This window comes from Georgenia sp. SUBG003 (genome assembly GCF_000715355.2).
GTDB lineage: Bacteria > Actinomycetota > Actinomycetes > Actinomycetales > Actinomycetaceae > Georgenia.
This window is the reverse complement of record NZ_CP180204.1, coordinates 2,835,465-2,858,199: the sequence shown is the minus strand read 5'-3', so window position 1 is coordinate 2,858,199 and position 22,735 is coordinate 2,835,465. Positions and strand designations below refer to the sequence as shown.

The window sequence follows — 22,735 nt, the reverse complement described above, 5'->3', positions numbered from 1 at the left end:
TACGGCGACCTCTACAGGGACTCGGTCCCGGCGGCCGTCGCCGACGGCTGGTACTCCCCCGGCCGGCCGGCGGGAGTTCGTCCGCGTGCAGGTCACGGGCAGCCCGGCGGAGGGGTACCGCGCCGCACCGGTGGGCGCGCCCGCCTCGCTGCTGCTCTCGGCGCTCGCCCGCGCCAACGCCCTCGCCGTCGTGCCGGAGGACGTCACCGACGTGCGCCCCGGGGACCGGCTGCACTGCCTCCTGCTCGACGCGTGAGCCCCCCGGTGAACGTCGAGGGACAGTGGCCGGTCACCCTCGTCGAGGACCGGGTGGCGCTGCGGCCGCTGCGCCAGCGCGACCGTGCCGCGTGGGAGGCGCTCCGGCGGTCGAACGCGACGTGGCTGGAGCCGTGGGAGGCGACGTCCCCGACCGGCGAGCCGCCGTCGAGCTTCCGCTCGTACGTGCGCTCGCTCGACCGCAGCGCCCGGGCCGGCACGGCGCTGCCGTTCGTCGTCGAGCTCGACGACGAGCTCGTCGGTCAGCTCACGGTCTCCTCGATCACCCGAGGCTCGTTCTGGTCGGCGACCATCGGTTACTGGGTCTCGCGGCACGTCGCCGGGCGCGGCGTCACGCCCCTGGCCGTGGCGATGGCCGGCGACCACGCCTGGTTCGAGGTGGGGCTGCACCGCCTGGAGATCAACATCCGGCCGGAGAACGCCGCGTCGCTGCGGGTGGTGGACAAGCTGGGCTTCCGCGACGAGGGCGTGCGCCGTCGCTTCCTGCACATCCAGGGTGACTGGCGCGACCACCGCTCGTTCGCGCTGACCGCGGAGGAGGTGCCCGGCGGACTCGTGCGGCGCTGGCGGGAGCACGGGGGAACGATCCGCTGAGGGGCGGTCGCCCCGGCGGCCGGCATCCACGTCGCCCGCACCCGGCGCAGAATCACACGCGTGTGAGACACACCGGACACCGGTCACGTGGCGGACGCCCTCGCGCACCTAGCGTTGAGCCGTGGAGTTCCAGGGATATCAGGGGTATGTGGTCGTCGCACTGACCCTGATCCTCCTCGGCTACCTGCTCCCGCACGTGGTACGTACCCGACAGCTGCTGCTCGAGTCGCGTGTGGAGGACCGGTTCTCCGGCGATCTCAGGATCGTCGCGACGGCCGGGACTCCGGGCACCGCCCCGGGACGGGCCGTCCACGCGCGGGGCCACACCGGTGACGCCCGCCCTTACCTGCACGACCCCGCCCGACGACCGGAGGCACCCATGAACAGGCCTCGCGCCCGCAGCGAGCGCGTCACCGAGGACGCGCGCCGGTGCTGTCGTGGGCGCTCACGGGCTGAATCATGACCGACCTTCGCGGGCACGGGCGAGCCGGCTCACCCGGGGACCCGGGGACGGCGCGGCAGGACCCGGCGCAGCCGGGCGGGCGGGCGACGGTCCGGACGGCAACTAGGATCGTTCCCGCGCCCGCCCGTCTCGCGGTGCGCGACGTCGACCGGAAGGACCCCCGTGCTCCGCACCCACACCGCCGGCTCCCTGCGCGCCGGTGACATCGGACAGACCGTCACCCTCACCGGATGGGTGGACCGCCGCCGCGACCACGGCGGTGTCGCCTTCATCGACCTGCGCGACGCGTCCGGCATCGCCCAGGTCGTCATCCGTGACGAGGAGGTCGCGCACGAGCTGCGTGCCGAGTTCGTCCTGCAGGTCACGGGCGAGGTCGCCCGGCGGCCCGAGGGGAACGCGAACCCGAACCTGCCGACCGGTGAGATCGAGGTCATCGCGAGCGACGTCGTGGTCCTCAACGCGGCGGCCCCGCTGCCGTTCCAGGTCTCCGAGCACGCCGAGGACTCCGGCCAGGTGGGGGAGGAGGCACGCCTGAAGCACCGCTACCTCGACCTGCGCCGCAAGGCGCCCGCGCACGCCCTGCGCCTGCGGGCGAAGGTCAACCAGGCCGCCCGCCGCGTGCTCGACCGCCAGGACTTCGTCGAGATCGAGACGCCCACGCTCACCCGGTCCACCCCCGAGGGCGCTCGCGACTTCCTCGTGCCCGCGCGCCTGTCGCCGGGGAGCTGGTACGCCCTGCCCCAGTCCCCGCAGCTGTTCAAGCAGCTGCTCATGGTCGCCGGCATGGAGCGCTACTACCAGATCGCCCGCTGCTACCGCGACGAGGACTTCCGCGCCGACCGCCAGCCGGAGTTCACCCAGCTGGACGTCGAGATGAGCTTCGTGGACCAGGACGACGTCATCGCCGTCGCCGAGGAGGTCCTCGCCGAGCTCTGGAAGCTCATCGACGTCGAGATCCCGCGCCCGATCGCCCGCATGACCTACCACGAGGCCATGGAGAAGTACGGCACGGACAAGCCGGACCTGCGCTTCGGGCTCGAGCTGACCGACCTCACGGAGTTCTTCAGGGACACCCCGTTCCGGGTGTTCCAGAACCCGTACGTCGGTGCCGTCGTGATGCCCGGCGGCGCGTCCCAGCCGCGGCGCACGTTCGACGCCTGGCAGGAGTGGGCCAAGCAGCGCGGCGCCAAGGGCCTGGCGTACGTCACGATCGCCGAGGACGGCACCCTCGGCGGTCCGGTGGCCAAGAACATCTCCGAGGCCGAGCGCGAGGGCCTCGCCGCCGCCGTAGGCGCGAAGCCGGGCGACTGCGTGTTCTTCGCCGCCGGCCGGGCCTCCGACGCCCGCGCTCTTCTCGGCGCCGCGCGCCTGGAGATCGGCCGCCGGGTGGGTCTGATCGACGAGGACGCCTGGTCCTTCGTCTGGGTCGTCGACGCGCCGCTGTTCAAGCCCACGGGCGAGGACGACGACGTCGCCGTCGGCCACGGCGCATGGACCGCCGTCCACCACGCCTTCACCTCCCCGACGCCGGAGTGGGTCGACCGCTTCGAGGACTCGCCGGGCGAGGCGCTCGCGTACGCCTACGACATCGTGTGCAACGGCAACGAGATCGGCGGCGGCTCGATCCGTATCCACCGCCGCGACGTCCAGGAGCGGGTCTTCGCGGTGATGGGGATCGGCGAGGCCGAGGCCCAGGAGAAGTTCGGCTTCCTGCTCGACGCGTTCAAGTTCGGCGCCCCGCCCCACGGCGGCATCGCGTTCGGCTGGGACCGCATCGTGGCCCTCCTGACCAGGTCGGACTCCATCCGCGACGTCATCGCCTTCCCGAAGTCCGGCGGCGGCTACGACCCCCTCACCCAGGCGCCGGCGGCCATCACCGCGCAGCAGCGCAAGGAGGCCGGGGTGGACGCCCGTCCGAAGCAGGAGGAGGCCAGGGACGCCGCGGCGAAGCAGGCCGCACCCGCGCGGTGAGCGGGGAGCGGCACCGCGGTGCGGTCGCCCGACGCGGGCCGCGCCGACGTCGTCGACGCCTGGCCGTTCCTGCGCACCAGCCGGCACCGGTGGGGCCCGGCACCGCCGACCGGGCCGTGGCCAGGTCGATCCCCGCCGGCCTGGCGCGCCCCTCGACGGCGCCCACGACGGCGGACGCGGGCGGCTCGGTGACCGCACCGGGAGCAGGAGGCTCCGCCGTCGGGGCCGGGATCTCGGACGTGAGGGTGAGAACAGCCATCGGAGTCCGCCTCTCGCTGGTCCGCTGAGTGGTTGCCACGTCAGCCACTTCCTTGTGCTCTTCGACCGTAGGAGCCGCCATCTCTTCCGTCAAGCATTCTTGTTTTTAGAGGAGTAGGCTGGGCACGTGCCGCAGAAGCCACGCTCCGCCCGGGTCGCCGCCGTCTCCGCACTGGGCGACCCCACCCGTCGCGCCCTCTACGACCTCATTGGCTCCAGCCCCGCGCCCGTCAGCCGCGACGACGCCGCGGCCGCTGTCGGCCTGAGCCGCAGCACGGCCGCGTTCCACCTCGACCGGCTCGCCCAGGAGGGCCTGCTGACGGTCGAGTTCCACCGACCGTCCGGCCGCTCGGGGCCCGGGGCGGGACGGCCGGCCAAGTACTACGTCCGCTCCACCACCGAGGTCACGGTCTCGGTGCCGGAGCGCCACTACGAGCTCGCGGCGGACATCTTCGCCCGGGCGATCACGGAGGCGGCCTCCAGCCACGGTCATGTGCGCGACGTGCTGCGCCGGATCGCCGCCGAGGCCGGACGCGAGACCGGCGAGCGCGCCGGCGACTTCGACAGAGCCCTCGTCGCCGGCGGCTACGAGCCCCGCGCGGATCCCGCCGGCGGCGTCGTCATGGGGAACTGCCCGTTCCACCAGCTGGCCCAGCACCACACCGAGCTGGTCTGCGAGCTGAACTACCAGCTGCTGGACGGCGTCGCCCAGGGGCTGCCGGGGTGCGGGCGCCGGGTGGTCGCGGATCCCGGGGCCGGTCGCTGCTGCATCCGGGTGTACGAGGAGGACTGACTGCCCACCGTGCGACCGCGCGGAGGTGCGGCACGGCCACCGAGCGCGCAGGGCGCACGGTGACGGCACGAAGAGCACCACTTCCCGCGCGTGATTCCGCTGGCCAGAAGCCCGCGCCACGGGTTGACTGTCGTCCAGAGGTCAGGGCCGTCGTCGGGAAGGAGCTGCCGTGCGGGCGATCTGGAAGGGTGCCATCACCTTCGGACTGGTCAACGTGCCGGTGAAGCTCTACAGCGCCACCGAGAGCCACGACGTCCCGATGCACCAGGTGCACGACGCCGACGGCGGCCGCATCCGCTACCAGCGCCGGTGCGAGATCTGCGGGAACGTCGTCGACTACGAGAACATCGACAAGGCCTACGACGACGGTCAGCAGACCGTCGTGCTGACCAAGGACGACTTCGCGGCGCTGCCGTCCGAGCGCAACCGCGAGATCGACGTGCAGGAGTTCGTGCCCACCGAGCAGGTGGACCCCATCATGATGGGCAGCGCCTACTACCTCGCCCCCGACTCGAAGTCGACCAAGTCCTACGCGCTGCTGCGCGAGACGCTCGAGCAGACCGACCGCACCGCCATCGTCACGTTCACGCTCCGGCAGAAGACCCGGCTCGCCGCGCTCCGCGTCCGCGACGACGTCCTCGTCCTGCAGACCCTGCTGTGGCAGGACGAGGTGCGCGAGGCGGACTTCCCCGGGCTGGACGAGAAGGTGAACATCTCGGACAAGGAGCTGCAGATGTCCGCCGCGCTCGTGAAGAGCTTCGAGTCGGACTTCACGCCCGAGCAGTTCACCGACGAGTACCAGGAGCAGCTGCGCGAGCTGGTCACCGCCAAGCTCGAGCAGGGCGAGGCTCTCGACACCGAGGCTACCTTCGGCACGGAGGGCGAGGCCGAGGAGGGCGGCCAGGTGCTCGACCTCATGGAGGCGCTGCGCCGGTCCGTCGAGCAGTCGCGCAAGAAGCGCGGCGGCAAGGACGAGGAGGCGACGGCGGACGAGGGCGCCGAGGCCGCAGCCGAGGAGGAGTCGGACGAGGAGCGCGAGGAGGAGAAGCCGGCGCGCCGGTCGTCGAGCAGGTCGCGTTCCAGCTCCGGCGCCGGCTCGTCCGACGGCGAGAAGAAGCCCACCTCCCGGTCGAGGGCCAAGAAGGCTGCGCCCGAGGAGCCAGCCGAGGAGAAGAAGACCAGCTCCCGGTCCTCGCGGTCCACCAAGAAGGACGCCGAGGAGAAGCCCGCCGAGAAGAAGACGACCGCACGCAAGACGAGCGCCCGGAAGGCGCCCGCCAAGAAGTCGGCGTAGCGCAGCAAGCCCGGCCTCAGCCGGCTGCGGCGCGGAGCTTCTCGAGCAGAGGCTCGGCCACCGTCGCCAGGAAGTCGTCCTGACTGTCGCCGCCCACCTGGACAAGGGCGATGTCGGTGTACCCCGCCTCCCAGAACGGGGCGACCGACTCGACCATCGCGTCCAGGTCCGGCCCGCACGCGATCGCCTCACCCACGTCCTCCGGCCGGACGAAGGAGGTCGCCGCCTCGAACGCCTCGGTGGTGGGCAGGTCGGCGTTCACCGCCCAGCCCAGTCCGGACCACCGGAAGAGGTCGTGGGCGCGCGCCAGTGCGGCGTCGGGGTCGGGGTCCCAGCACACCGGCACCTGCCCGATCGCTCGCCCCTCGGGCAGCCCCTCCCCGCGGCGCTGCTCCCGCCACTTCGTGACGAGATCTCCGTCCGGGAGCGTGGAGACGAGGTGGTCGGCCGTCGCGGAGAAGCGCGAGACGGACTGCCCGCCGGAGACGGCGACGGCGATCTCGACGGGCTCGTCGGGCAGGTCCCACAGCTTCGCCTGGTCGACCCGGAAGTGCTCGCCGGCCCATGTCACGCGCTCGCCGTCGAGCAGGTCACGAATGATGACGAGTGCCTCCTCGAGCATGTCGTGCCGCTCGCCGACCGCCGGCCACCGCTCACCGACCACGTGCTCGTTCAGACTCTCGCCCGCGCCCAGCCCGAGCGTGAAACGACCGTCTGAGAGGACCGCGAGCGTGGCTGCCTTCTGCGCGACGACGGCTGGGTGGTAGCGCATCGTCGGGCACGTCACGTAGGTCATCAGGTCGACCCGCTCGGTCACCTGGGCCACCGCACCCAGGACGGACCAGGCGTACGGCGAGTGCCCCATGGAGTCGAGCCACGGGAAGTAGTGGTCCGAGGAGACCTCGAAATCGAAGCCTCGACGTTCCGCCTCCTGCGCGTGGCGAACAAGATCCTTCGGGCCGGCCTGCTCGGTCATGAGGGTGTAGCCGAATCGCGTCATGGCCCCAGGCTGGCACCCGGGTGCCCGTGCGGCACGCGGAGACGACGGCGGAGCCCCGAGGGACACGGTCGACGGCGGATGCGCCCGTTGCGGAAACACGGTCGACGGCGTGATGGCCTCGGCACCCTTCCTGACGTCCACAAGCGCCCGGGATGCCACACCATCCACAGATTTGGCGGAATATCACCAATCCTCTTGCTCGCTCGAACGCCCGTTCGATAGGTTTGGGCGCACGTTCGATGTATCTGAGGCACGTTCGGAGCACCGGTTCCCACCCTCGAGAGCCTGCCGGCACCGCCGGGCCACCCGAGGGCACAGCGCCCGAACGACCATCACCCTGAGGACGAGGGAGGCGGGATGACCAGCACACCACCCCTCCCGCTGTCCGCGGCCGGGCCGCACGAGCCAGCCGGGCAGTCCCGTCCGACCGGGCCGCACGATCCAGCCGGCCCACCCGCTCCGTCAGCCGGCCCGGCTTCTCCCGCCGCGCGGGCCGGCTCGACACCGACGCCGTGAGCGCCGTCCTGGACGCCGCCGACGGGCGCCGGGCCGCCCGGGTCACCGCCGTCGCCGGACTCACGGAGCGCCAGGTCGAGGTGCTCCGCCTGGTGTCTCGCGGTCTCACCAACCGGCAGATCGCCGACAGGCTGGTCGTCTCCCCCCCGCACGGCGGAGCACCACGTCCAGGACGTCTACCTGCGCATCGGCGCCAGCACCCGGGCGGCCGCGGCACTGTTCGCCATGGAGCACGGCCTTCTCGAGCGGCGGCCGGATCCTGAGTAGATCTACCCATGTGCCGCCGGGCCCGCACGCGCAGGGTGGCGGCATGGCCACCACCGACATCCCGCAGGTCGCGCCCCGTGAGCGGCTGCTCACCCGGCCGTTCGTCGTGCTCGCTCTCGCCGAGCTCGCGTACTTCACCGCCACCGGCGTGGCCGTGCTCGCTCTGCCCCTCTACGTCACCGGGCCCGTCGGTTCGGACGCCGCCGGCGCCGGACTGGCCTTCGGCGCCTTCGCCGTCGTCGCGCTCGCGACGAGACCGGTCGCCGGCCGCCTGGTCGACGCGCGCGGGCGACGCCCGCTCCTGGTGGCGGGCGCCCTGCTCTGCGCGGTGTGCCTGGTGCTGACCGCGCAGTCGGGGACGCTCGGCGGCGTGGTCGCGCTCCGTCTGGTGCTCGGCCTCGCCGAGGCCGCGTTCTTCGTCGCGGCCGTCGCCACGCTCGTCGACCTCGCACCGGCCAGCCGGATGGGGGAGGCCATCAGCTACAACTCGCTCGGCCTCTACCTCGGGCTGACCGCCGGCCCGGCGCTCGGCGAGCTGCTCGTGCGCACCGCCGGGTTCACGGCCGCGTGGACCGCAGCCGCGGTGCTGGCCGCGGGCGCGGCCCTGCTCGTCGCCGGGATCGGGGAGACGCGTCCGGACGGGCCGCCGACGCCGGAACCGCACCGGCTCATCCACCGCGGATCCGTCCCGGTCGGGATGGCCTTCCTGGCCTCCATGTTGGCCATGGGCGCGTTCCTCGCCTTCGCCGCCCTCCATGCGGCGGACGTGGGCCTCGCCGACGTGAGCCTGCCGCTGCTGGTCTACGGGTCCGTGGTGGTGGCCGTGCGGATCGCGTTCGCGCGAGTTCCCGACCGGGTCCGGCCCCTCGCGCTCGGGGCGGGCGCGCTCCTGACGATGGCGGCGGGCCTGCTGGTTCTGGCGGTGTGGCGGACGCCGGCAGGCGCCGTGCTCGGCGCGGGGACCGTCGGACTCGGCATCGCGTTCAGCACGCCGGCGCTCTTCGCGGCGATCTTCGCCCGTGCGGCCACCGACGAGCGCGGCGCGGCCTCGGGCACCGCCAGCGCGTTCCTCGATCTCGGGATCGGAGGTGGCCCGATCCTGCTCGGCCTGGTCGCCCGGTCGGTCGGCGTCCCCGCGGCGTTCGCCGTGGCGGCGGGTGCGGCTCTGCTGGGCGCCGTCTGGGCCCTCGTCCTGGCGTCGGGGGGAGCGAGCGGGCGGTGAGAATGGCTGATCCGTGCCGCTGCGGACGTGGCCCGACCCCTGATCGTGCGGCCACATGGTGAGATCGTGGTCCCGTGGAGTGGACGCTCAGGGTAGGTTCGGGGCCATGACGCGCACGATCAGGCTGGCAGTGGTGGCGGGCGACGGGATCGGTCCCGAGGTGGTCGCCGAGGGGCTGAAGGTCCTCGACGCCGTCCTCGCCGGCTCCGACGTCGCCGTCGAGCGCACCGCGTTCGACCTGGGCGCCGAGCGTTGGCACCGCACCGGCGAGACCCTCACCGACGAGGACCTCGCCGCGATCCGTGAGCACGACGCCATCCTGCTCGGTGCCATCGGCGATCCGTCCGTCCCCTCCGGGGTCCTCGAGCGCGGGCTGCTCCTGAAGCTGCGCTTCGCCCTCGACCACTACGTCAACCTCCGCCCCGCACGCCTCTACCCCCGGCGTGCCCACGCCCCTGGCGAACCCCCGGCGACGTCGATCTCGTCGTCGTCCGCGAGGGCACGGAGGCCCCTACGTCGGCAACGGCGGCGCGATCCGGGTCGGCACCCCGCACGAGGTGGCCAACGAGGTCTCGGTCAACACCGCGTTCGGCGTCGAGCGCGTCGTGCGCGACGCCTTCGCCCGCGCGCAGGCCCGTCCGCGCAAGAAGCTGACCCTCGTGCACAAGCACAACGTCCTCGTCCACGCCGGCCACCTGTGGCGGCGCACCGTCGAGGCCGTCGGCGCGGAGTACCCGGAGGTCAGCGTCGACTACGCGCACGTGGACGCCGCGACCATCTACCTGGTCACCGACCCCTCGCGCTTCGACGTCATCGTCACCGACAACCTCTTCGGGGACATCATCACCGACCTCGTCGCCGCCATCAGCGGCGGCATCGGGCTGGCCGCCTCGGGCAACATCAACCCCGAGCGCACCACGCCCTCGATGTTCGAGCCCGTGCACGGTTCGGCCCCGGACATCGCCGGCCAGGGCAAGGCCGACCCCACGGCCACCGTCCTCTCCGTCGCGCTGCTGCTCGAGCACCTCGGCCTGGCCGACGAGGCCCGCCGCGTCTCCGACGCCGTCGCCGCGGACATCGCCTCGAGCGGGCGGTCGCCGGTCACCTGTCCGGGACGCGACCGCCGCCGACGGTGTCGCCTTCGTCAGCGGGCTCCTGACAACGGCCCGGGAGGCCGCGTGGCAGGAGCCGGCGCTGATCGGCGCGCTCGACGGACGCCTGGGCGCCTGGGACCGGGAGACCTTCGTCGAGCACCTGCCCGAGCTGCGCCTCGCGTTCGCCGGGATGACGCCGCGCGAGACGGACCGGATCGCCCGGGCCGTCGCCGAGCTGCACGGCCGGACGGACCTCGGGGTGCTCCGGCGGCCGGACGTCGACGAAGGCTCGGTCCACCGGCACCTGGAGGTCTCCCGTGCGGTCACCGCCCTGCTCGCGCGGGACGGCCTCGCCTCGTGGGGAGGCGGGGCGTGAGCACGGGGCGAGCGGCACGGCGGCGCGTCGGCCTCGGGCCGCGACGGCGGGCACGGCCAGCCGCTGGAACGGTGGCGGCTCGTGCTCGGCCGGTACGCCTCGAGCTCGCTCGGCGGCTGCCGCGGCGGGGCCGCGCGCCTGGACGCCGCGCTCGAGTTTCTCTACGGACGCGAGTACGGCGGCCGCGGCCTGCGACCTGAGGAGGGGCCCGCGGAGACCACCCCGGGGTCGCTGGAGGAGTCCGCTCCCGGTCTCGTGACCTGGCTCGGCGAGGTCCGGGAGCTGTTCCCGCGCGAGACCGCCGAGATGGTGGAACGTCACGCGCTGGAGCGCTACGGGCTCACCGAGCTCGTCACCGACCCGCAGACCCTCGAACGCCTGGAGCCCAGCGAGCAGCTGCTCCGCACGCTGCTCGCACTCAAGGGCCACCTCGGCGAGCAGGCTCTGGTCGTCGCCCGCCGGATCATCCGGCAGGTGGTCGAGGACCTGACCCGCCGGCTCCGGACGGACGTCCGCCGGGCCATGTCCGGCCGCCTCAGCCGTGACCGTCACTCCCCCGTCCAGATCGCCGCCAACTTCGACGCCGCGGGCACCATCCGCCGCAACCTCAAGCACTTCGACGCCGCGCGCGGCCAGCTCGTGCTCCAGGAGGTCCTCTTCTTCGAGCGCAACACGCGGCGGCTGCCCTGGGACGTCATCGTGTGCGTGGACCAGAGCGGCTCCATGGTGGGATCGGTCATCCACAGCGCCGTCATGGCCGGAATCCTCTCGGGGCTGCCCGCGTTCCGGGTGCGGCTCGTGGCCTTCGACACCGCCGACGTCGACCTCACCGACCACGTCGAGGACCCGGTCGAGGTACTCATGCGCGTCCAGCTCGGCGGCGGCACGGACATCGGCCGGGCCGTCCGCTACTGCACCCAGCTCGTGGAGAACCCGCAGCGCACGGTCCTCGTGCTCGTCACCGACTTCTGCGAGGGCGCCTCGCCGGGCGAGCTGGTCCGCGCGGTGCGCGGGCTGGCGGAGTCGCGCGTGACGCTCATCGGTCTGGCCGCGCTCGACGGCGAGGCGCACCCGCACTACGACCGGGACGTCGCCCGGCGCCTGGCCGACTGCGGGATGAGTATCGCCGCGCTCACGCCGGGCCGGCTCGCCGAGTGGCTGGTCGCGGTGACCTCGTGAACGTGCGCGCCGCAGTGGTGGCCCAGCTCGAGCGGTACGACGACGACGCCTGGGCGGCGCTCGCCAGCCGCGGCCTGCTCCGCCGCGCGCGGAAGGACCTCGAGACGGTCGGGATCGACGTCGTCGCCGACGACGAGCAGGTCCTGCGTCTGCGGGTCGGACCGCACGAGGTGACCCTCGACGACCGCGGACCGGTCCACGCCCGGTGCTCGTGCCCGAGCGCGACGACGTGCCAGCACGTGGTCGCCGCCGGCCTGTGGCTCGCCGCGACTGCGGCGAGCGACACCGGGCCCGGCCCCCCGAGGCGCAGCCGGCACCACTGGCGCCGACGCCGGCCCCGGCCCCGGCGCCGAACCCGGCACAGACGCCCTTCACCACGAGCTCATGGCGCTCGGTCCCGACGCGCTCGTGACGCACGCGGGCCGGGCCGGCTTCCGCTGGGCCCGTCAGCTGGTCGACGACATGGAGCTCGCCGGCGTGCGGGTCGAGGGCGGCAAGAATCTGTCGATCACGTTCTCGCACCCGTTCGTCACCTTCCGGTATATGGGCGGGGGGACACCGGGCCTCGTGGCCGACACCCGTCTCTCGGCCGTCGAGAAGTACCAGGTGGCGGCGGTTCTCGCCTACCAGCGGGCCCACGGCGCCGACCGCGTCGGCGCTGCGCCGACCAGCCGCCCGGCTCGCACCGTCGACGACCTCGGCCGGACGCGAGCACGCCTGCGAACCACGGCCGCCCACCTCCTCACCGACACGGTGGCGCTGGGTCTGTCCCACCTCTCCCCGTCCGTCCACCAGCGGTACGAGACGGTGGCGGTGTGGGCGCATGGAGCGCAGTACCACCGGCTGGCGCTGCTGCTCCGGCGTCTCGCCGACCACGTGGAGCTGCTGCTGGAGCGTTCCGCCCGGGCCGACGAGCAGCTGCTCCTCGACGAGGCCGCCACGGCGTACGCGCTCGTCGCCGCCCTCGAGTCCGCGGCGGCCGACGGCGACGCCCCGGCGCGGCTGGTCGGGAGCGCCCGGAACCGGTACGACCCGGTCCCGTCGATGGAGCTCGTCGGGCTCGGTGCCGCGCCCTGGCGCACCGCCTCCGGCTACCACGGGCTGACCACGCTGTTCTGGTGGCCGCAGCAGTCGCGTTTCCTCTCCCTCACCGACGCCCGCCCCGAGGCCCTCGGCGGCTTCGATCCCAGGGCGCGGTACACCACCGGCGGACCGTGGAGCGGGCTGTCCTCACCGGCGGCCGCGACGGGCGCCCGGGTGGTCCTCACCGACGCACAGCTGAGCGCCGGCGGGCGGCTGTCCGGCGTCGACCGGACCCGCGCCACGCTCCAGCCGCTCTCCGGCGGGGAGCTCGCCGAGCTGCTCCCCGTGGTGGACTCGTGGCAGGCCCTCGGCCGGGACGCCATCGGACTGCTCGACCTGCCGGACCCGCTGCGCGACTGGGTGGTCCTGCGTCCGGCACGGTACGGCGCCGCCGTCTTCGACCGCGCGTCCCAGACGCTGACCTGGCCGGTGGTCGACCGCGACGGCGCCGTCCTCCCGGTCACGGTGGCCTACACGGCAGTGACCGCCCGCCTGCTCGAGCGGGTCGAGGAGGTCGCCGGGGCCGGCACGGCCGAGGGCACGCTGCTCGTCTGTCGACTGCGGCGCGACGCCGCCGGACTCACCGGCGAGCCGCTCAGCCTCGTCCACCCTGGACGGCCCCCCGGCGGGGCCGTCGAGGCGCTGCACTTCGCGCCTCCCGACGACGGGGCGACGGCGACGGCGAGCGTGTCGAGGCGGCGTATCTGGAAGGGTACGGGCCGATCACCCCCGCCTCGCGCGGCGCTGGCCGCCGGCGGGACCTGGCGCCGGCTCGTCACGACCCGGTCACGGGCGTCGTCACCCACCTCGGCCGCAGCCTCTACCGACCCCCCCGCCGCCCTCCACGGACCTCGTCCGCGCCCGCGACGTCACCTGCGTGCGCCCCGCCTGCACCCACCCCGCCCGCCGCGCCCAGATCGACCACACCAAGGCGTGGTCCGCCGGCGGGACCACCGACATCGACCAGCTCGGCTCGATGTGCAAGCGCGACCACACCACCAAGACCGTCGGCGCCTTCGCCGTCACCCAGCCCGAGCCCGGCATCTTCGTCTGGACCACCCCCCTCCGGACACACCTACCGCCGCGAACGCAACGGCACCACCACGCTCCTCGCCATCCGCCCGCCGCACCACGGCACACCCGAACCCCTCCACGACGACGACCCCGCCGCCCTTCTGACCCCCCGCGCCAGGCGCGGCGGCCCCGCAGCTCACGCGCCAGGTGCCCGCGGCCCGCGGCTCACGCACCAGGTGCCCGCGGCCCGCGGCTCACGCACCAGGTGCCCGCGGCCCGCAGCTCCTCCTCCGCCAGTCCACGGGTCCGCAGCCCGAGCCCCGCGAGCCCGAGTCCGTACAGCGGCGACCGACCGAGCAGCGGCGACCGACCGACCGAGCAACGACGACCAGCCGGAACAGGCCCACCGCCGGAAAACGCACGACACACGACGAAAAAGGCGAAGGGCCCCGGATCCCGGGGCCCTTCGACTGGCGGTAGCGGTGGGATTTGAACCCACGGAGGCTGTTAACCTCACACGCTTTCGAGGCGTGCTCCTTAGGCCGCTCGGACACGCTACCTCGCCGGACGATGCTACCGGTGCCGTCGTCGCCGCCCAAAATCGGCAGAAGTGCGACCCGTCACCCTCAGCAACTGGCGACCGCCGGAGCAGCGATCCCCGGGTCGCCCGACAACCGCACTTCCGTCCCCCTCCCGCCCGGCGTACCGTCCAGATCGAGACGTCCTGCTCAAGGAGGAGACATGACGACCATCTCGGGCTACGACTACGAGACCGCTACGGCATCGCCCGTGTCGCTCGAGGAGCTGCAGCTCCTCAAAGCGTCCGTGCTCTTCGGCCCCGCGGACGAGGCTGCCCTGCGCCAGGCCGGCGAGGTGCTGTCCGACCAGATCGAGGACGTGCTCGACGTCTGGTACGGCTTCATGGGCTCGCACCACCACCTGCTCGCCCAGTTCTCCGGGCCGGACGGTGAGCCGGTCAGCCGCTACCTCGACGCGGTGCGCGGCAGGTTCGGGCAGTGGGTCCGGGACACGTGCGAGCGCCCGTGGGACGACCAGTGGCTGGCGTACCAGCACGAGATCGGCCTGCGGCACACCCCGTACAAGAAGAACCGCACCGACCGCGTCGAGTCCACAACCCACGTCCCGCTGCGCTACCTCGTCGCGCTCATCTACCCGATCACCGCGACGATCCGGCCGTTCCTCGAGAAGTCCGGCCGCCCCGCCGAGGACATCGACGCGATGCACGAAGCGTGGCGCAAGGCTGTGACGCTTCAGGTGGCGCTGTGGACACGGCCCTACGCACCTGGGCCGTGGTGAGCCGCGCACCTAGAGCCTCGACACCCGAGCACCTGCTCACGCAGGCGAGGTTCAACGCCCGAGCACGTGCTCCCTCAGCTCGACGCCGCCCGCGAAACGCTCCAGCGAGAAGGACGCGACGTCGTCGTCCGGGGTCTCTCCCTCGGCGAGGTCGGCGAGCACCAGGCCCATGAGCGCGGAGAACTTGAACCCCTCGCCGGAGTCTCCGCACGCCACCACAACCCCGCCCGGCAGCCGGTCGATGACGAACCGGCCGTCCGGGGACATCGTCCACGAGCACACCTGCGCGTCCAGCGCGTGCGGCGTGAGAGCCCCGAGGTCGCGGCGCACGCGGTCGACGATCAGCTCGGTGAGGCTGTCGTCCGGCGTCCGGTCGACGTCCCCGGGCAGCAGGTCCCGGAGCGAACGGTCGAGGCCGAGCTTGTAGCCGACCCCGGGCGTCGGCATGGTGTACATCCCCGGCTCGGCGTCTCGGACCGCGGGCGCCTCGCCGCTGCGGCCGTCACCCTCCCGCTGCCGGGGACCGTCGAACAGGCACGGCATATGGTCGGCAGTACCCGGCTGCGCGGGGTCGCCCACGTGCACTACCTGCTCCAGCACCGGCCGCAGGGGCAGGTCCACCCCGAGCGTGGCCAGCAGGGGCTGCGCCCCCGGTCCGGGCGCGAGGACGACGACGTCCCCCGAGTGCGTCGTCCCGTCACCGCACACGACCTCGGGTCCATGCGACGTCGTGCGCACCTCGCGCACCTCGACGCCGGTCACGACCGTCCCGCCACCCGCCTCGAGCAGACCCGCCTGGGCGCGCATCGACTCGGCCGCCAGCACCGGTCCGGCGTCGGCCTGCCAGACCGCGGGGCGGCCGTCCGGCCGAAGCCCCGGAAAGTAGCGTCCGACGTCGTCCGCCCCCACGGCCTCGTGCGCGACCCCCTCCGCCTCGAGGGCCTCGAGCACGGCGGGGACCGTGGCGTCGTCGCGCCACAGCAGGCCGCGCCGCAGAAACACCTCGGCACCCGACCGGCTCGCGAGCCGCTCCATCGCCTCGACGCCACGTCGGGCGAGCCGCACGCGGACGCGGTCCGGGTGCGTCAACCGCCAGAGCCGCGTCGGACCGGCGGACGAGGAGAGCGCGTTGGCGACGCCGTACCGGTCCAGGAGGACCACGTCGTGCCCGCGCCCGGCCAGCTCGGCCGCCGCGGGCAGGCCCCACGCTCCGGCTCCCACCACGATGCATCGCATACGGTCGAGGCTAGTCCCTCCGGCGATCGGTCCTCAGCCCCGAGCGGCCCCGCGGAGCGCCAGGTCAGAACCCCTGCGTCAGCTCGCCCCAGGACCGCAGCAGCGGCCGCAGGTCGTCGTCGGACAGCCGCACGGCCTCACCCTCGACACGGTCGGCGTCGTCCTCGTCGAAGTCGTCGGCGGTGACGATCGAGTGCAGCAGCTCGCGCACCTGGTTCTCCCGCGCGAGATAGACCTCCGGCTGCTTCGCCTCGTCGTCGCTGAACCGCACGAACGACCACCAGCCGTCGGGGAAGACCGTCGGCGGACGTCGCGCGTAGGCCCACGGCACGAGCCACCCGCCCGAGCTCGTCACGGTCACACGGATCCGGCGGTGCTCCCCCGCCTCGTTGAGGATCTCCACCAGGTCCTCGTCCTCGGCCAACCAGGTCACGTCCACACCGGCGAGGTAGGAGGTCACCACGTCACGGCCACGCGTATAGAGGTCCGGCGCCTTGCGCTCCGTGTCCATGACAGGACGGTAGGCCGCTGCGCCAGAGCCTGCACGAGCGGCGCGCCGTCCGCTCGCGCCGTCGTAGCCTGAGGCGCGTGAGCGAGCCCGAGGACCAGGTGCGTCTGCCACGGCACGGCCACCACACCGTGGCAGAGCTCTTCCCGCGCACGCACGCCGAGGCCTCCCCGCGGCTGGTCATCAAGCCCGCGCCCGTCGCGCCTCCCGCCGCGGGCCACGTCCCGGACCCCGACGACGTCGTCGCCGCCCTGGCACCCGCGGTCGCCCTGCTCGCCGGACGCAAGGTCGCCGTCCTGACGGGTGCCGGCCTGTCCACAGACTCGGGCATCCCCGACTACCGCTCCCCCGGGTCGCCGCCGCGCCACCCGATGACGCACCAGCAGTTCGTCTCCTCGGCGGCGTTCCGGCGCCACTACTGGGCGCGCAACCACCTTGGCTGGCGCCACCTGCTCGCCGCCCGGCCCAACGCCGGTCACCGCGCGCTGGCCCGCATGGAGCACGCAGGCCTGATGACCGGACTGATCACCCAGAACATCGACCTGCTGCACGTGCGGGCCGGCTCCCGCCGCGTGATCCACCTCCACGGCCGGTACGACCGCGTGGTCTGCCTGGGCTGCGGCGCCGTCGTGCCCCGCGACGAGCACGACGCCGCACTGGTGGCCCTGAACCCGCAATGGCGGGAGCGGTTCCGGCACGTCGCGGACCTGGAGGTGGCACCCGACGCCGACGTCGTCCTCGAGTCCACCGCCGACTTCCGGGTCGCGGACTGCCCGCGGTGCGGCGGGATCCTCAAGCCGGACGTCGTGTTCTTCGGCGACAACACCCCGCGCGAGCGCGTCGACAAGGCGTACGCGTTGGTCGACGACGCCGAGGCGTTGCTCGTCGCCGGGTCCTCGCTCGCCGTCATGAGCGGGCTGCGGTTCGTCCGCCGGGTCCACAAGGCCGGCAAGCCGGTCGCCGTCGTCAATCGTGGCCCGACGCGCGGGGACGACCTTGCCGACGTCCGCGTCCACGTGGGCACGAGCGAGGCACTGCCCGTGCTGGCCCGGGAGCTGAGCTCCTAGCAGGAAGGCTGCTCCCTACCCGGAGGTGAAGCCGCGCAGCCCCTCCGGCTCCTCCTGGCGGATCTCGACCCGGCTGACGTCGGCGTGCCGGGGCCCCTGGCGGGCCCACTCGATCAACGACTCGACCGCGGACTCGGCGCCCTCCACCACGGCCTCGACCGTGCCGTCGTCGTTGTTGCGCACCCAGCCGCTGACGCCGAGCCGCTCGGCGGCAAGCTCGCACGAGTAGCGGTACCCCACGCCCTGCACCCGGCCGTGGACCACGAGACGACGGCGGATCATGGCCTTCAGTCTGGCCCGCCCGCCGCCGTCGAGCCACCGCGGCCGACGGTGGCGCGGCTCAGCCCCGCGCGCCGGCGGCGAGCCGCCGCACCTCCTCGACGGCCTGGTCGAGAGTCAGCCCGAGCTCGGTCGTCCGGTCGAGGTACTGCCGGGCCGCCGACCGCGCCTCACGCTCCCGGTCGGAGCCCCGGGCCGTCACAAAGGTCCCGCGCCGTCCCCGGCTGACGATGAGGCCCGCGAGCTCGAGCTCACGGTAGGCACGGGCCACGGTGTTCACGGCGAGCCCGAGGTCCTCCGCCATCCGGCGCATCGGCTGCAGGCGGTGCCCGGCGGGGAGCGCCCCCTCCACGATCGCGGCCTCGAGCTGGGCTCGGACCTGCTCGAAGGGCGGGACGTGCGAGGCCGCGTCGACGACGACGATCACGGCCGTGCCCCCTGACCGGCGCCCCACAGGCGCTGCCGGAAGTACCGCTCGGGCCGCTGGGCGAGGGACACGACGCACGCCGCCAGGGCGACGAGCAGCACCAGGAACATCAGGCCGGACACCAGCCCCGACGCGGGGTTCTCCGGCCAGCCGCCGACGATCCCGTCGCCGACGGCGCCGAGCAGGACCAGCGGGGCGAGCAGGCCCACGGTCAGCGGCACGGTCACCATGTCGCGCAGCGCGCGGGCGCGGAGCGCGTCGTCCCAGGCGAGCTCGAGCGTCGTCTCCGCCCGCTGGGGCGTCGCGAGGACCCGGCGGGCGACCGCCTCGTCCAGGACGACGGCGGCGGCCGGCACCACCGCGGCCAGGACGAACACCGCCGGCGGTGCGGCCCCGAGGTCCAGGGCGCCGGTCAGGTCCGTCAGCAGGAGCCCGACGGACAGAAGCGCCGAGAGCGCCGCGGCGACCCACGCACCCTTCCTCTCCAGGGGCGCGACGTAGTCGCCGTGGGCGGGCGTCGAGGCCCGGGCGACGCGGACCGCGCGGCGGGGCGCCGTGCCGAGGGTCTGGACGACCGCCGGGCGTGGTGCGTGGGCGTGCCGCGCGCCCGGAGCGCCGCAGGCTTACTCTGGGACGGTCCCCGGCGCGCCGTCGCGCACCCGTAGCGACCCGACGGCGCCGGGGGACCGTACGGGCGGCCGCGTCGTCGGGCATGACCGCTCCGCCCGCCACGCCGTCCTGGGAGGCGTGATGACCGTCAGAGGGATGCCCGGGCTTTCGGACCCCGACCACGAGCTGCGGGGCGTCGTCGCGGACCTCACGCGCCGGTACGACGGCACCCTCGCGCCCGAGACGGTCGAGCGCACCGTGATGGAGTCCTACACGGCCCTGGCCCGGACGGCCAAGGTCACGACGCACCTGCCGGTGCTCGCCGCACACTTCGCGACCGAGCGTCTCGCCGCGCTCGCCCGGGCCAAGGGCGTTCACGCCCGGGACTGCCCGGAGGTGCTCTTCGTGTGCGTGCAGAACGCCGGACGGTCCCAGATGGCCGCCCTGCTCCTCGAGCACTACTCGGCCGGCAGGGTCCGCGCCCGGTCCGCGGGTGCGGCCCCCATCCGGCAGGTGGATCCGCACGCGGTCGCCGCCATGGCGGAGCGGGGCCTCGACATGAGCCACGCCTACCCGAAGCCGCTCACCGACGACGTCGTGCGCGCGGCGGACGTCGTCGTCACCATGGGTTCCGCGGACGCGGTACCTGTCTACCCGGACAAGCGGTACGAGGAGTGGGGTCTGGCCGATCCCGCCGAGGACACGATCGAGGAGGCCCGGCGCATCCGCGACGACGTCGACGCGCGGGTCCTGAAGCTGCTCGAGGAGCTGGCGCCGCTCGGCTCCTGACGACCGGTCCGGCCGTTCCGGAGCCCGGCGCGTCTTGTGCCCCCGCGGGAGCAGGAGGACGCTGGTCCGGGTGCCGCGCACCCGGTCCGGCCGTCGTGGCGCGAGCAGCTCAGGAGGGCGACATGGCCGACAACCTCTCGGTGTGCACGGTGGACATCGACGCGCTGCCGCGCACCGTGTGGACCGTCCTCACCAGCCCGGAGCTTCTCGGTCGCGTCATGTTCGGCGCCGTGGTCGACAGCGACTTCGTCCCGGGCGCACCGATCACGTTCGCCGGCGAGTGGGAGGGACGGCGGTTCGAGGACCACGGCGAGATCCTCGAGGTCGACGAACCGCGGCTGCTCCGGTACAGCCACTACAGCCCGCTGACCGGCCTGCCCGACGTGCCGGAGAGCTACCACACGGTGACCTGGACGCTCGACGAGCTCCCGGCGGGCACACGGGTCACGCTGACGCAGGACAACAACCCGACGCCCGACGCGGCCGAGCACTCCACCGAGAACTGGCGCCGGGCCCTGGCGGAGCTCCGTCACGCGGCCGAGCTGCTGAGCGGCTGAGCGCGGGCGAGCTCGCGTCGCCGTCGCCCCGTCCGTGCGCGAGGATGGCCGGCGATGACCACCTGGCACCAGCACGCGATCTTCTGGCACGTCTACCCGCTCGGGTTCGTCGGGGCGGAGCCCGTCCTCGAGCCCTCCGCGGCGCCCGTCCACCGGCTCGGTCGCCTGACCGGGTGGCTCGACCACGCCGTCGCGCTCGGCGCCTCGGGGCTCCTCCTCGGTCCCGTCTTCACCAGCCACAGCCACGGCTACGACACCGTCGACCACTTCACGATCGATCCCCGGCTCGGTGACCGCGCCGACTTCGACGCCCTCGTCGCGGCCGCCCACGACCGGGGGCTCAAGGTGGTCCTCGACGGCGTCTTCAACCACGTCGGCTCCCGGCACCCCGCCTTCCTCCGGGCGCTCGACGGCGGACCCGGCACGGCCGAGGCCGAGCTGTTCCGCCTCACCTGGCCCCAGGACGCCGCACCGGGGGGTGCGGCCCGAGCACGAGACCTTCGAGGGCCACGGGGGGACTGGTGGCGCTGAACCACGACGCGCCCGCCGTCGCCGGGCTCGTCGAGGAGGTCATGCGCCACTGGCTCCGCGCCGGGGCGGACGGCTGGCGTCTCGACGCGGCCTACGCCGTGCCGCCGTCGTTCTGGGCGAGGGTCCTGCCGGCCGTGAGGTCGGAGTTCCCGGACGCCTACGTCGTCGGAGAGGTCATCCACGGCGACTACGCCGGCATCGTGGCGGAGTCGGGGATGGACGCCGTCACCCAGTACGAGCTGTGGAAGGCCGTCTGGAGCAGCATCGAGGACCAGAACTTCTACGAGCTCGACCACGCGCTCGGCCGGCACAACACCTTCCTCGAGACGTTCGCGCCGATGACCTTCGTGGGCAACCACGACGTGACCCGGATCGCCACGCGCCTGAGCGACCGTCGCCATCTCCCGCACGCCCTCGCGGTGCTGATGACGGTGGGCGGCACCCCGTCGGTCTACGCCGGCGACGAGTTCGCCCTCGAGGGCGTCAAGGAGGAGCGGCTCGGCGGGGACGACGCGATCCGGCCCGCCTTCCCCGACCGCCCCAGGGAGCTCGACGGCACCGACGGCGAGGTGCTCCGGCTCCACAAGGAGCTGATCGGCCTGCGCCGTCGTCACCCCTGGCTCCACCGGGCCCGGACGGCGGTGCTCGAGCTGCGCAACGAGCTCCTCGCCTACGAGGTCGCCGCGGCGGACGGAAGGCTCGTCGTCGTCCTCAACCTCGCCGACAGCGGTGCGGAGGTCGCGGCGCCCGGCGCCACCTCCGTCCTCGCCGGCGGCGCTCGCCTCGACGGCGGTCGGGCCACCGTGCCGGGGCACGGCTGGGCGGTCCTCGGGACGACTTGAGGCGGCCCGCACTGCGCCCGGGCGGGCGGCAGGCCGCGCCGGCCGGCAAGCTGTCCGGCTCACCTTCCCGGTCCTCGCGCCGCCGGTCGGTCGCCTGGCGGGGAGGCTCGTGAAGCCGGCAGGCCCAGCGGCGGGAGCGACGCGTGCCACGCGGGCGGGCGGCGCCCGGCCTCGACGACTCGTGCAAGACTGTCCCCCAGACATTCGCAGGTCCGGTGGAAGGGAACCCCGTGAAGAGCTCGCTCATGATGTTCGCCGCCCAGGAGGCGGAGCACGCCGAGGCCGCCGGTGCGGCCGTGAATCCGTACGTCCTCGGCGCGATCACCCTGGCGGTCTTCATCTTCCTGCTCCTGGTGACGTACGCGTTCCGTAACGTCCACACGCGTCACTGACCCCGCCGCTGCGATGGCGTGGGGCGCGCGGACGAAGCGTCGGGTCGGTGTCATGGGTGGCACCTTCGACCCGGTGCACCACGGACACCTCGTCGCCGCGAGCGAGGTCCTGGAGTCGTTCTCGCTGGACGAGGTGATCTTCGTCCCCACCGGCGAGCAGCCGTTCAAGGAGGACCGCGACGTCACCCAGGCCGAGCACCGCTACCTCATGACGGTCGTCGCCACCGCGTCCAACCCCAGGTTCACCGTCTCCAGGCTGGAGATCGACCGGCCGGGAAAGACCTACACGATCGACACGCTGCGCGAGCTCAGGGTGCAACTGCCCGACACGGAGCTCTTCTTCATCACCGGTGCGGACGTGCTCCCGCAGATCCTCACGTGGAAGGACGCCGACGAGCTGTGGTCGCTGGCGCACTTCATCGGTGTCACCCGGCCGGGGCACGAGCTCGACGTCTCCGGGCTCCCGGAGGCGGGAGTCTCGCTGCTGGAGGTCCCGGCCATGGCGATCTCCTCGACGGACTGCCGCGAGCGGGTGGCCGCCGGGAAGCCGGTCTGGTACCTCGTGCCGGACGGCGTGGTGCAGTACATCGCCAAGTACGGCCTCTACCGCAAGGGCCCGGCGAAGGTCGACGACTTCTCGCGGCCGACGTCGCGCCGCAGGGCCAACGCCCGGGCGCAGGACAGCATGACCCTGCCGCCCCGGACCGTAGGAGCAGGTAAGTGAACCAGCAGGAACCCTCCACCGAGACCAGCGGTCTGGGGGAGCGCCGGCGACGCCGCG

Annotated in this window: 26 protein-coding genes, 1 tRNA gene and 1 pseudogene; 21 read left to right on the top strand and 7 right to left on the bottom strand. The window is 73.5% G+C overall.

Translation table 11 applies throughout. The features are described from left to right. Window positions 1-85 precede the first annotated feature (85 nt). From DA06_RS14580 to DA06_RS14550, 7 genes are all read left to right on the top strand, one after another. Complete coding sequence (locus tag DA06_RS14580) at window positions 86-256, top strand: hypothetical protein (RefSeq protein WP_418608028.1); 171 nt, start codon at window positions 86-88, stop codon at window positions 254-256. Continuing rightward, window positions 253-870 carry a GNAT family N-acetyltransferase gene (locus DA06_RS14575; protein WP_043501320.1) on the top strand — a complete coding sequence of 206 codons (618 nt, stop codon included), beginning with the start codon at window positions 253-255 and terminating at the stop codon, window positions 868-870. The genes DA06_RS14580 and DA06_RS14575 overlap by 4 nt, the downstream gene beginning before the upstream one ends. 121 nt (window positions 871-991) lie before the next feature. Continuing rightward, entirely contained in the window at window positions 992-1,333 is a 342-nt protein-coding gene (locus DA06_RS14570; protein WP_418605337.1) for a hypothetical protein, read from the top strand. Between the two features lie 162 nt (window positions 1,334-1,495). Next, entirely contained in the window at window positions 1,496-3,304 is a 1,809-nt protein-coding gene (gene aspS / locus DA06_RS14565) for an aspartate--tRNA ligase (protein ID WP_043501314.1), read from the top strand. Then, a complete protein-coding gene (locus DA06_RS14560) occupies window positions 3,301-3,591 on the top strand; it encodes a hypothetical protein (RefSeq protein WP_418605336.1) in 291 nt (96 codons plus the stop codon). The genes aspS and DA06_RS14560 overlap by 4 nt, the downstream gene beginning before the upstream one ends. A gap of 98 nt (window positions 3,592-3,689) precedes the next feature. Beyond that, window positions 3,690-4,355: a helix-turn-helix transcriptional regulator gene (locus DA06_RS14555; RefSeq protein ID WP_043501310.1), complete on the top strand. Its 666-nt coding sequence runs from the start codon at window positions 3,690-3,692 to the stop codon at window positions 4,353-4,355. Window positions 4,356-4,524: 169 nt separating this feature from the next. Beyond that, complete coding sequence (locus DA06_RS14550; RefSeq protein ID WP_043501306.1) at window positions 4,525-5,649, top strand: Ku protein; 1,125 nt, start codon at window positions 4,525-4,527, stop codon at window positions 5,647-5,649. A 16-nt stretch (window positions 5,650-5,665) separates the two neighbouring features. Here the strand turns inward: DA06_RS14550 and DA06_RS14545 are convergent, their stop codons facing one another. Beyond that, window positions 5,666-6,649 (bottom strand): TIGR03557 family F420-dependent LLM class oxidoreductase, encoded by a 984-nt coding sequence (locus tag DA06_RS14545; RefSeq protein ID WP_043501303.1) that lies wholly within the window; start codon window positions 6,647-6,649, stop codon window positions 5,666-5,668. Between the two features lie 512 nt (window positions 6,650-7,161). Here DA06_RS14545 and DA06_RS14540 point away from each other — a divergent pair. The 6 genes and pseudogenes from DA06_RS14540 (at window position 7,162) to DA06_RS14515 (ending at window position 13,893) form a co-directional block, all read left to right on the top strand. Then, a complete protein-coding gene (locus DA06_RS14540) occupies window positions 7,162-7,428 on the top strand; it encodes a helix-turn-helix domain-containing protein (RefSeq protein WP_418605335.1) in 267 nt (88 codons plus the stop codon). Between the two features lie 47 nt (window positions 7,429-7,475). After that, entirely contained in the window at window positions 7,476-8,654 is a 1,179-nt protein-coding gene (locus DA06_RS14535) for an MFS transporter (protein ID WP_418605334.1), read from the top strand. A gap of 106 nt (window positions 8,655-8,760) precedes the next feature. Next, window positions 8,761-9,745: pseudogene (locus DA06_RS14530) on the top strand (3-isopropylmalate dehydrogenase); the annotation flags it as partial. A gap of 64 nt (window positions 9,746-9,809) precedes the next feature. Beyond that, window positions 9,810-10,124 carry a DUF5682 family protein gene (locus DA06_RS14525; protein WP_418608026.1) on the top strand — a complete coding sequence of 105 codons (315 nt, stop codon included), beginning with the start codon at window positions 9,810-9,812 and terminating at the stop codon, window positions 10,122-10,124. A gap of 81 nt (window positions 10,125-10,205) precedes the next feature. Further along, the gene (locus DA06_RS14520) at window positions 10,206-11,303 is read left to right on the top strand and encodes a VWA domain-containing protein (protein ID WP_418605333.1); all 1,098 of its coding nucleotides are present in this window, start codon (window positions 10,206-10,208) and stop codon (window positions 11,301-11,303) included. Window positions 11,304-13,263: 1,960 nt separating this feature from the next. Further along, a complete protein-coding gene (locus tag DA06_RS14515) occupies window positions 13,264-13,893 on the top strand; it encodes an HNH endonuclease (protein ID WP_418608024.1) in 630 nt (209 codons plus the stop codon). Here DA06_RS14515 and DA06_RS14510 read toward each other — a convergent pair. Next, a tRNA-Ser gene (locus DA06_RS14510) sits at window positions 13,872-13,960 on the bottom strand. The two genes, DA06_RS14515 and DA06_RS14510, sit on opposite strands and share 22 nt — an antisense overlap. Window positions 13,961-14,141: 181 nt before the next feature. Between DA06_RS14510 and DA06_RS14505 the strand changes: the two genes are divergently transcribed. Further along, window positions 14,142-14,717: a protoglobin domain-containing protein gene (locus DA06_RS14505; RefSeq protein WP_043501275.1), complete on the top strand. Its 576-nt coding sequence runs from the start codon at window positions 14,142-14,144 to the stop codon at window positions 14,715-14,717. Window positions 14,718-14,768: 51 nt separating this feature from the next. Here DA06_RS14505 and DA06_RS14500 read toward each other — a convergent pair whose 3' ends face one another. Then, window positions 14,769-15,953 carry an FAD-dependent oxidoreductase gene (locus DA06_RS14500; protein WP_043501274.1) on the bottom strand — a complete coding sequence of 395 codons (1,185 nt, stop codon included), beginning with the start codon at window positions 15,951-15,953 and terminating at the stop codon, window positions 14,769-14,771. Window positions 15,954-16,017: 64 nt separating this feature from the next. After that, window positions 16,018-16,464, bottom strand: a complete 447-nt coding sequence (locus DA06_RS14495; RefSeq protein WP_043501272.1) for a hypothetical protein — start codon at window positions 16,462-16,464, stop codon at window positions 16,018-16,020. Window positions 16,465-16,712: 248 nt separating this feature from the next. Between DA06_RS14495 and DA06_RS14490 the strand changes: the two genes are divergently transcribed. After that, window positions 16,713-17,528, top strand: coding sequence for an NAD-dependent protein deacetylase (locus DA06_RS14490; RefSeq protein WP_043501283.1), 816 nt, complete (start codon window positions 16,713-16,715; stop codon window positions 17,526-17,528). Window positions 17,529-17,543: 15 nt separating this feature from the next. Here DA06_RS14490 and DA06_RS14485 read toward each other — a convergent pair whose 3' ends face one another. Genes DA06_RS14485 through DA06_RS14475 form a run of 3 tightly spaced genes read right to left on the bottom strand, consistent with a single transcriptional unit; the run spans window position 17,544 to window position 18,611 of the window. Then, window positions 17,544-17,810, bottom strand: coding sequence for an acylphosphatase (locus DA06_RS14485; RefSeq protein WP_043501270.1), 267 nt, complete (start codon window positions 17,808-17,810; stop codon window positions 17,544-17,546). Window positions 17,811-17,868: 58 nt separating this feature from the next. After that, on the bottom strand, window positions 17,869-18,234 hold the full coding sequence (locus DA06_RS14480; RefSeq protein ID WP_043501280.1) for a GntR family transcriptional regulator: 366 nt from the start codon (window positions 18,232-18,234) through the stop codon (window positions 17,869-17,871). Next, window positions 18,231-18,611, bottom strand: coding sequence for a hypothetical protein (locus tag DA06_RS14475; RefSeq protein WP_418605332.1), 381 nt, complete (start codon window positions 18,609-18,611; stop codon window positions 18,231-18,233). The genes DA06_RS14480 and DA06_RS14475 overlap by 4 nt, the downstream gene beginning before the upstream one ends. 373 nt (window positions 18,612-18,984) lie before the next feature. Here DA06_RS14475 and DA06_RS14470 point away from each other — a divergent pair, with 373 nt between their 5' ends. The 6 genes from DA06_RS14470 (at window position 18,985) to nadD (ending at window position 22,678) form a co-directional block, all read left to right on the top strand. Next, window positions 18,985-19,632, top strand: a complete 648-nt coding sequence (locus tag DA06_RS14470; protein ID WP_043501261.1) for a low molecular weight phosphatase family protein — start codon at window positions 18,985-18,987, stop codon at window positions 19,630-19,632. Window positions 19,633-19,754: 122 nt separating this feature from the next. After that, the gene (locus tag DA06_RS14465) at window positions 19,755-20,189 is read left to right on the top strand and encodes an SRPBCC family protein (RefSeq protein ID WP_043501260.1); all 435 of its coding nucleotides are present in this window, start codon (window positions 19,755-19,757) and stop codon (window positions 20,187-20,189) included. Between the two features lie 54 nt (window positions 20,190-20,243). After that, window positions 20,244-20,720: an alpha-amylase family glycosyl hydrolase gene (locus DA06_RS14460; RefSeq protein WP_418605331.1), complete on the top strand. Its 477-nt coding sequence runs from the start codon at window positions 20,244-20,246 to the stop codon at window positions 20,718-20,720. Then, a complete protein-coding gene (locus tag DA06_RS14455) occupies window positions 20,711-21,562 on the top strand; it encodes an alpha-amylase family glycosyl hydrolase (protein ID WP_418605329.1) in 852 nt (283 codons plus the stop codon). The genes DA06_RS14460 and DA06_RS14455 overlap by 10 nt, the downstream gene beginning before the upstream one ends. A 230-nt stretch (window positions 21,563-21,792) precedes the next feature. Beyond that, entirely contained in the window at window positions 21,793-21,954 is a 162-nt protein-coding gene (locus DA06_RS14450) for a hypothetical protein (RefSeq protein ID WP_418605328.1), read from the top strand. A gap of 13 nt (window positions 21,955-21,967) precedes the next feature. After that, window positions 21,968-22,678 carry a nicotinate-nucleotide adenylyltransferase gene (gene nadD / locus DA06_RS14445; protein ID WP_418605326.1) on the top strand — a complete coding sequence of 237 codons (711 nt, stop codon included), beginning with the start codon at window positions 21,968-21,970 and terminating at the stop codon, window positions 22,676-22,678. Window positions 22,679-22,735 lie beyond the last annotated feature (57 nt).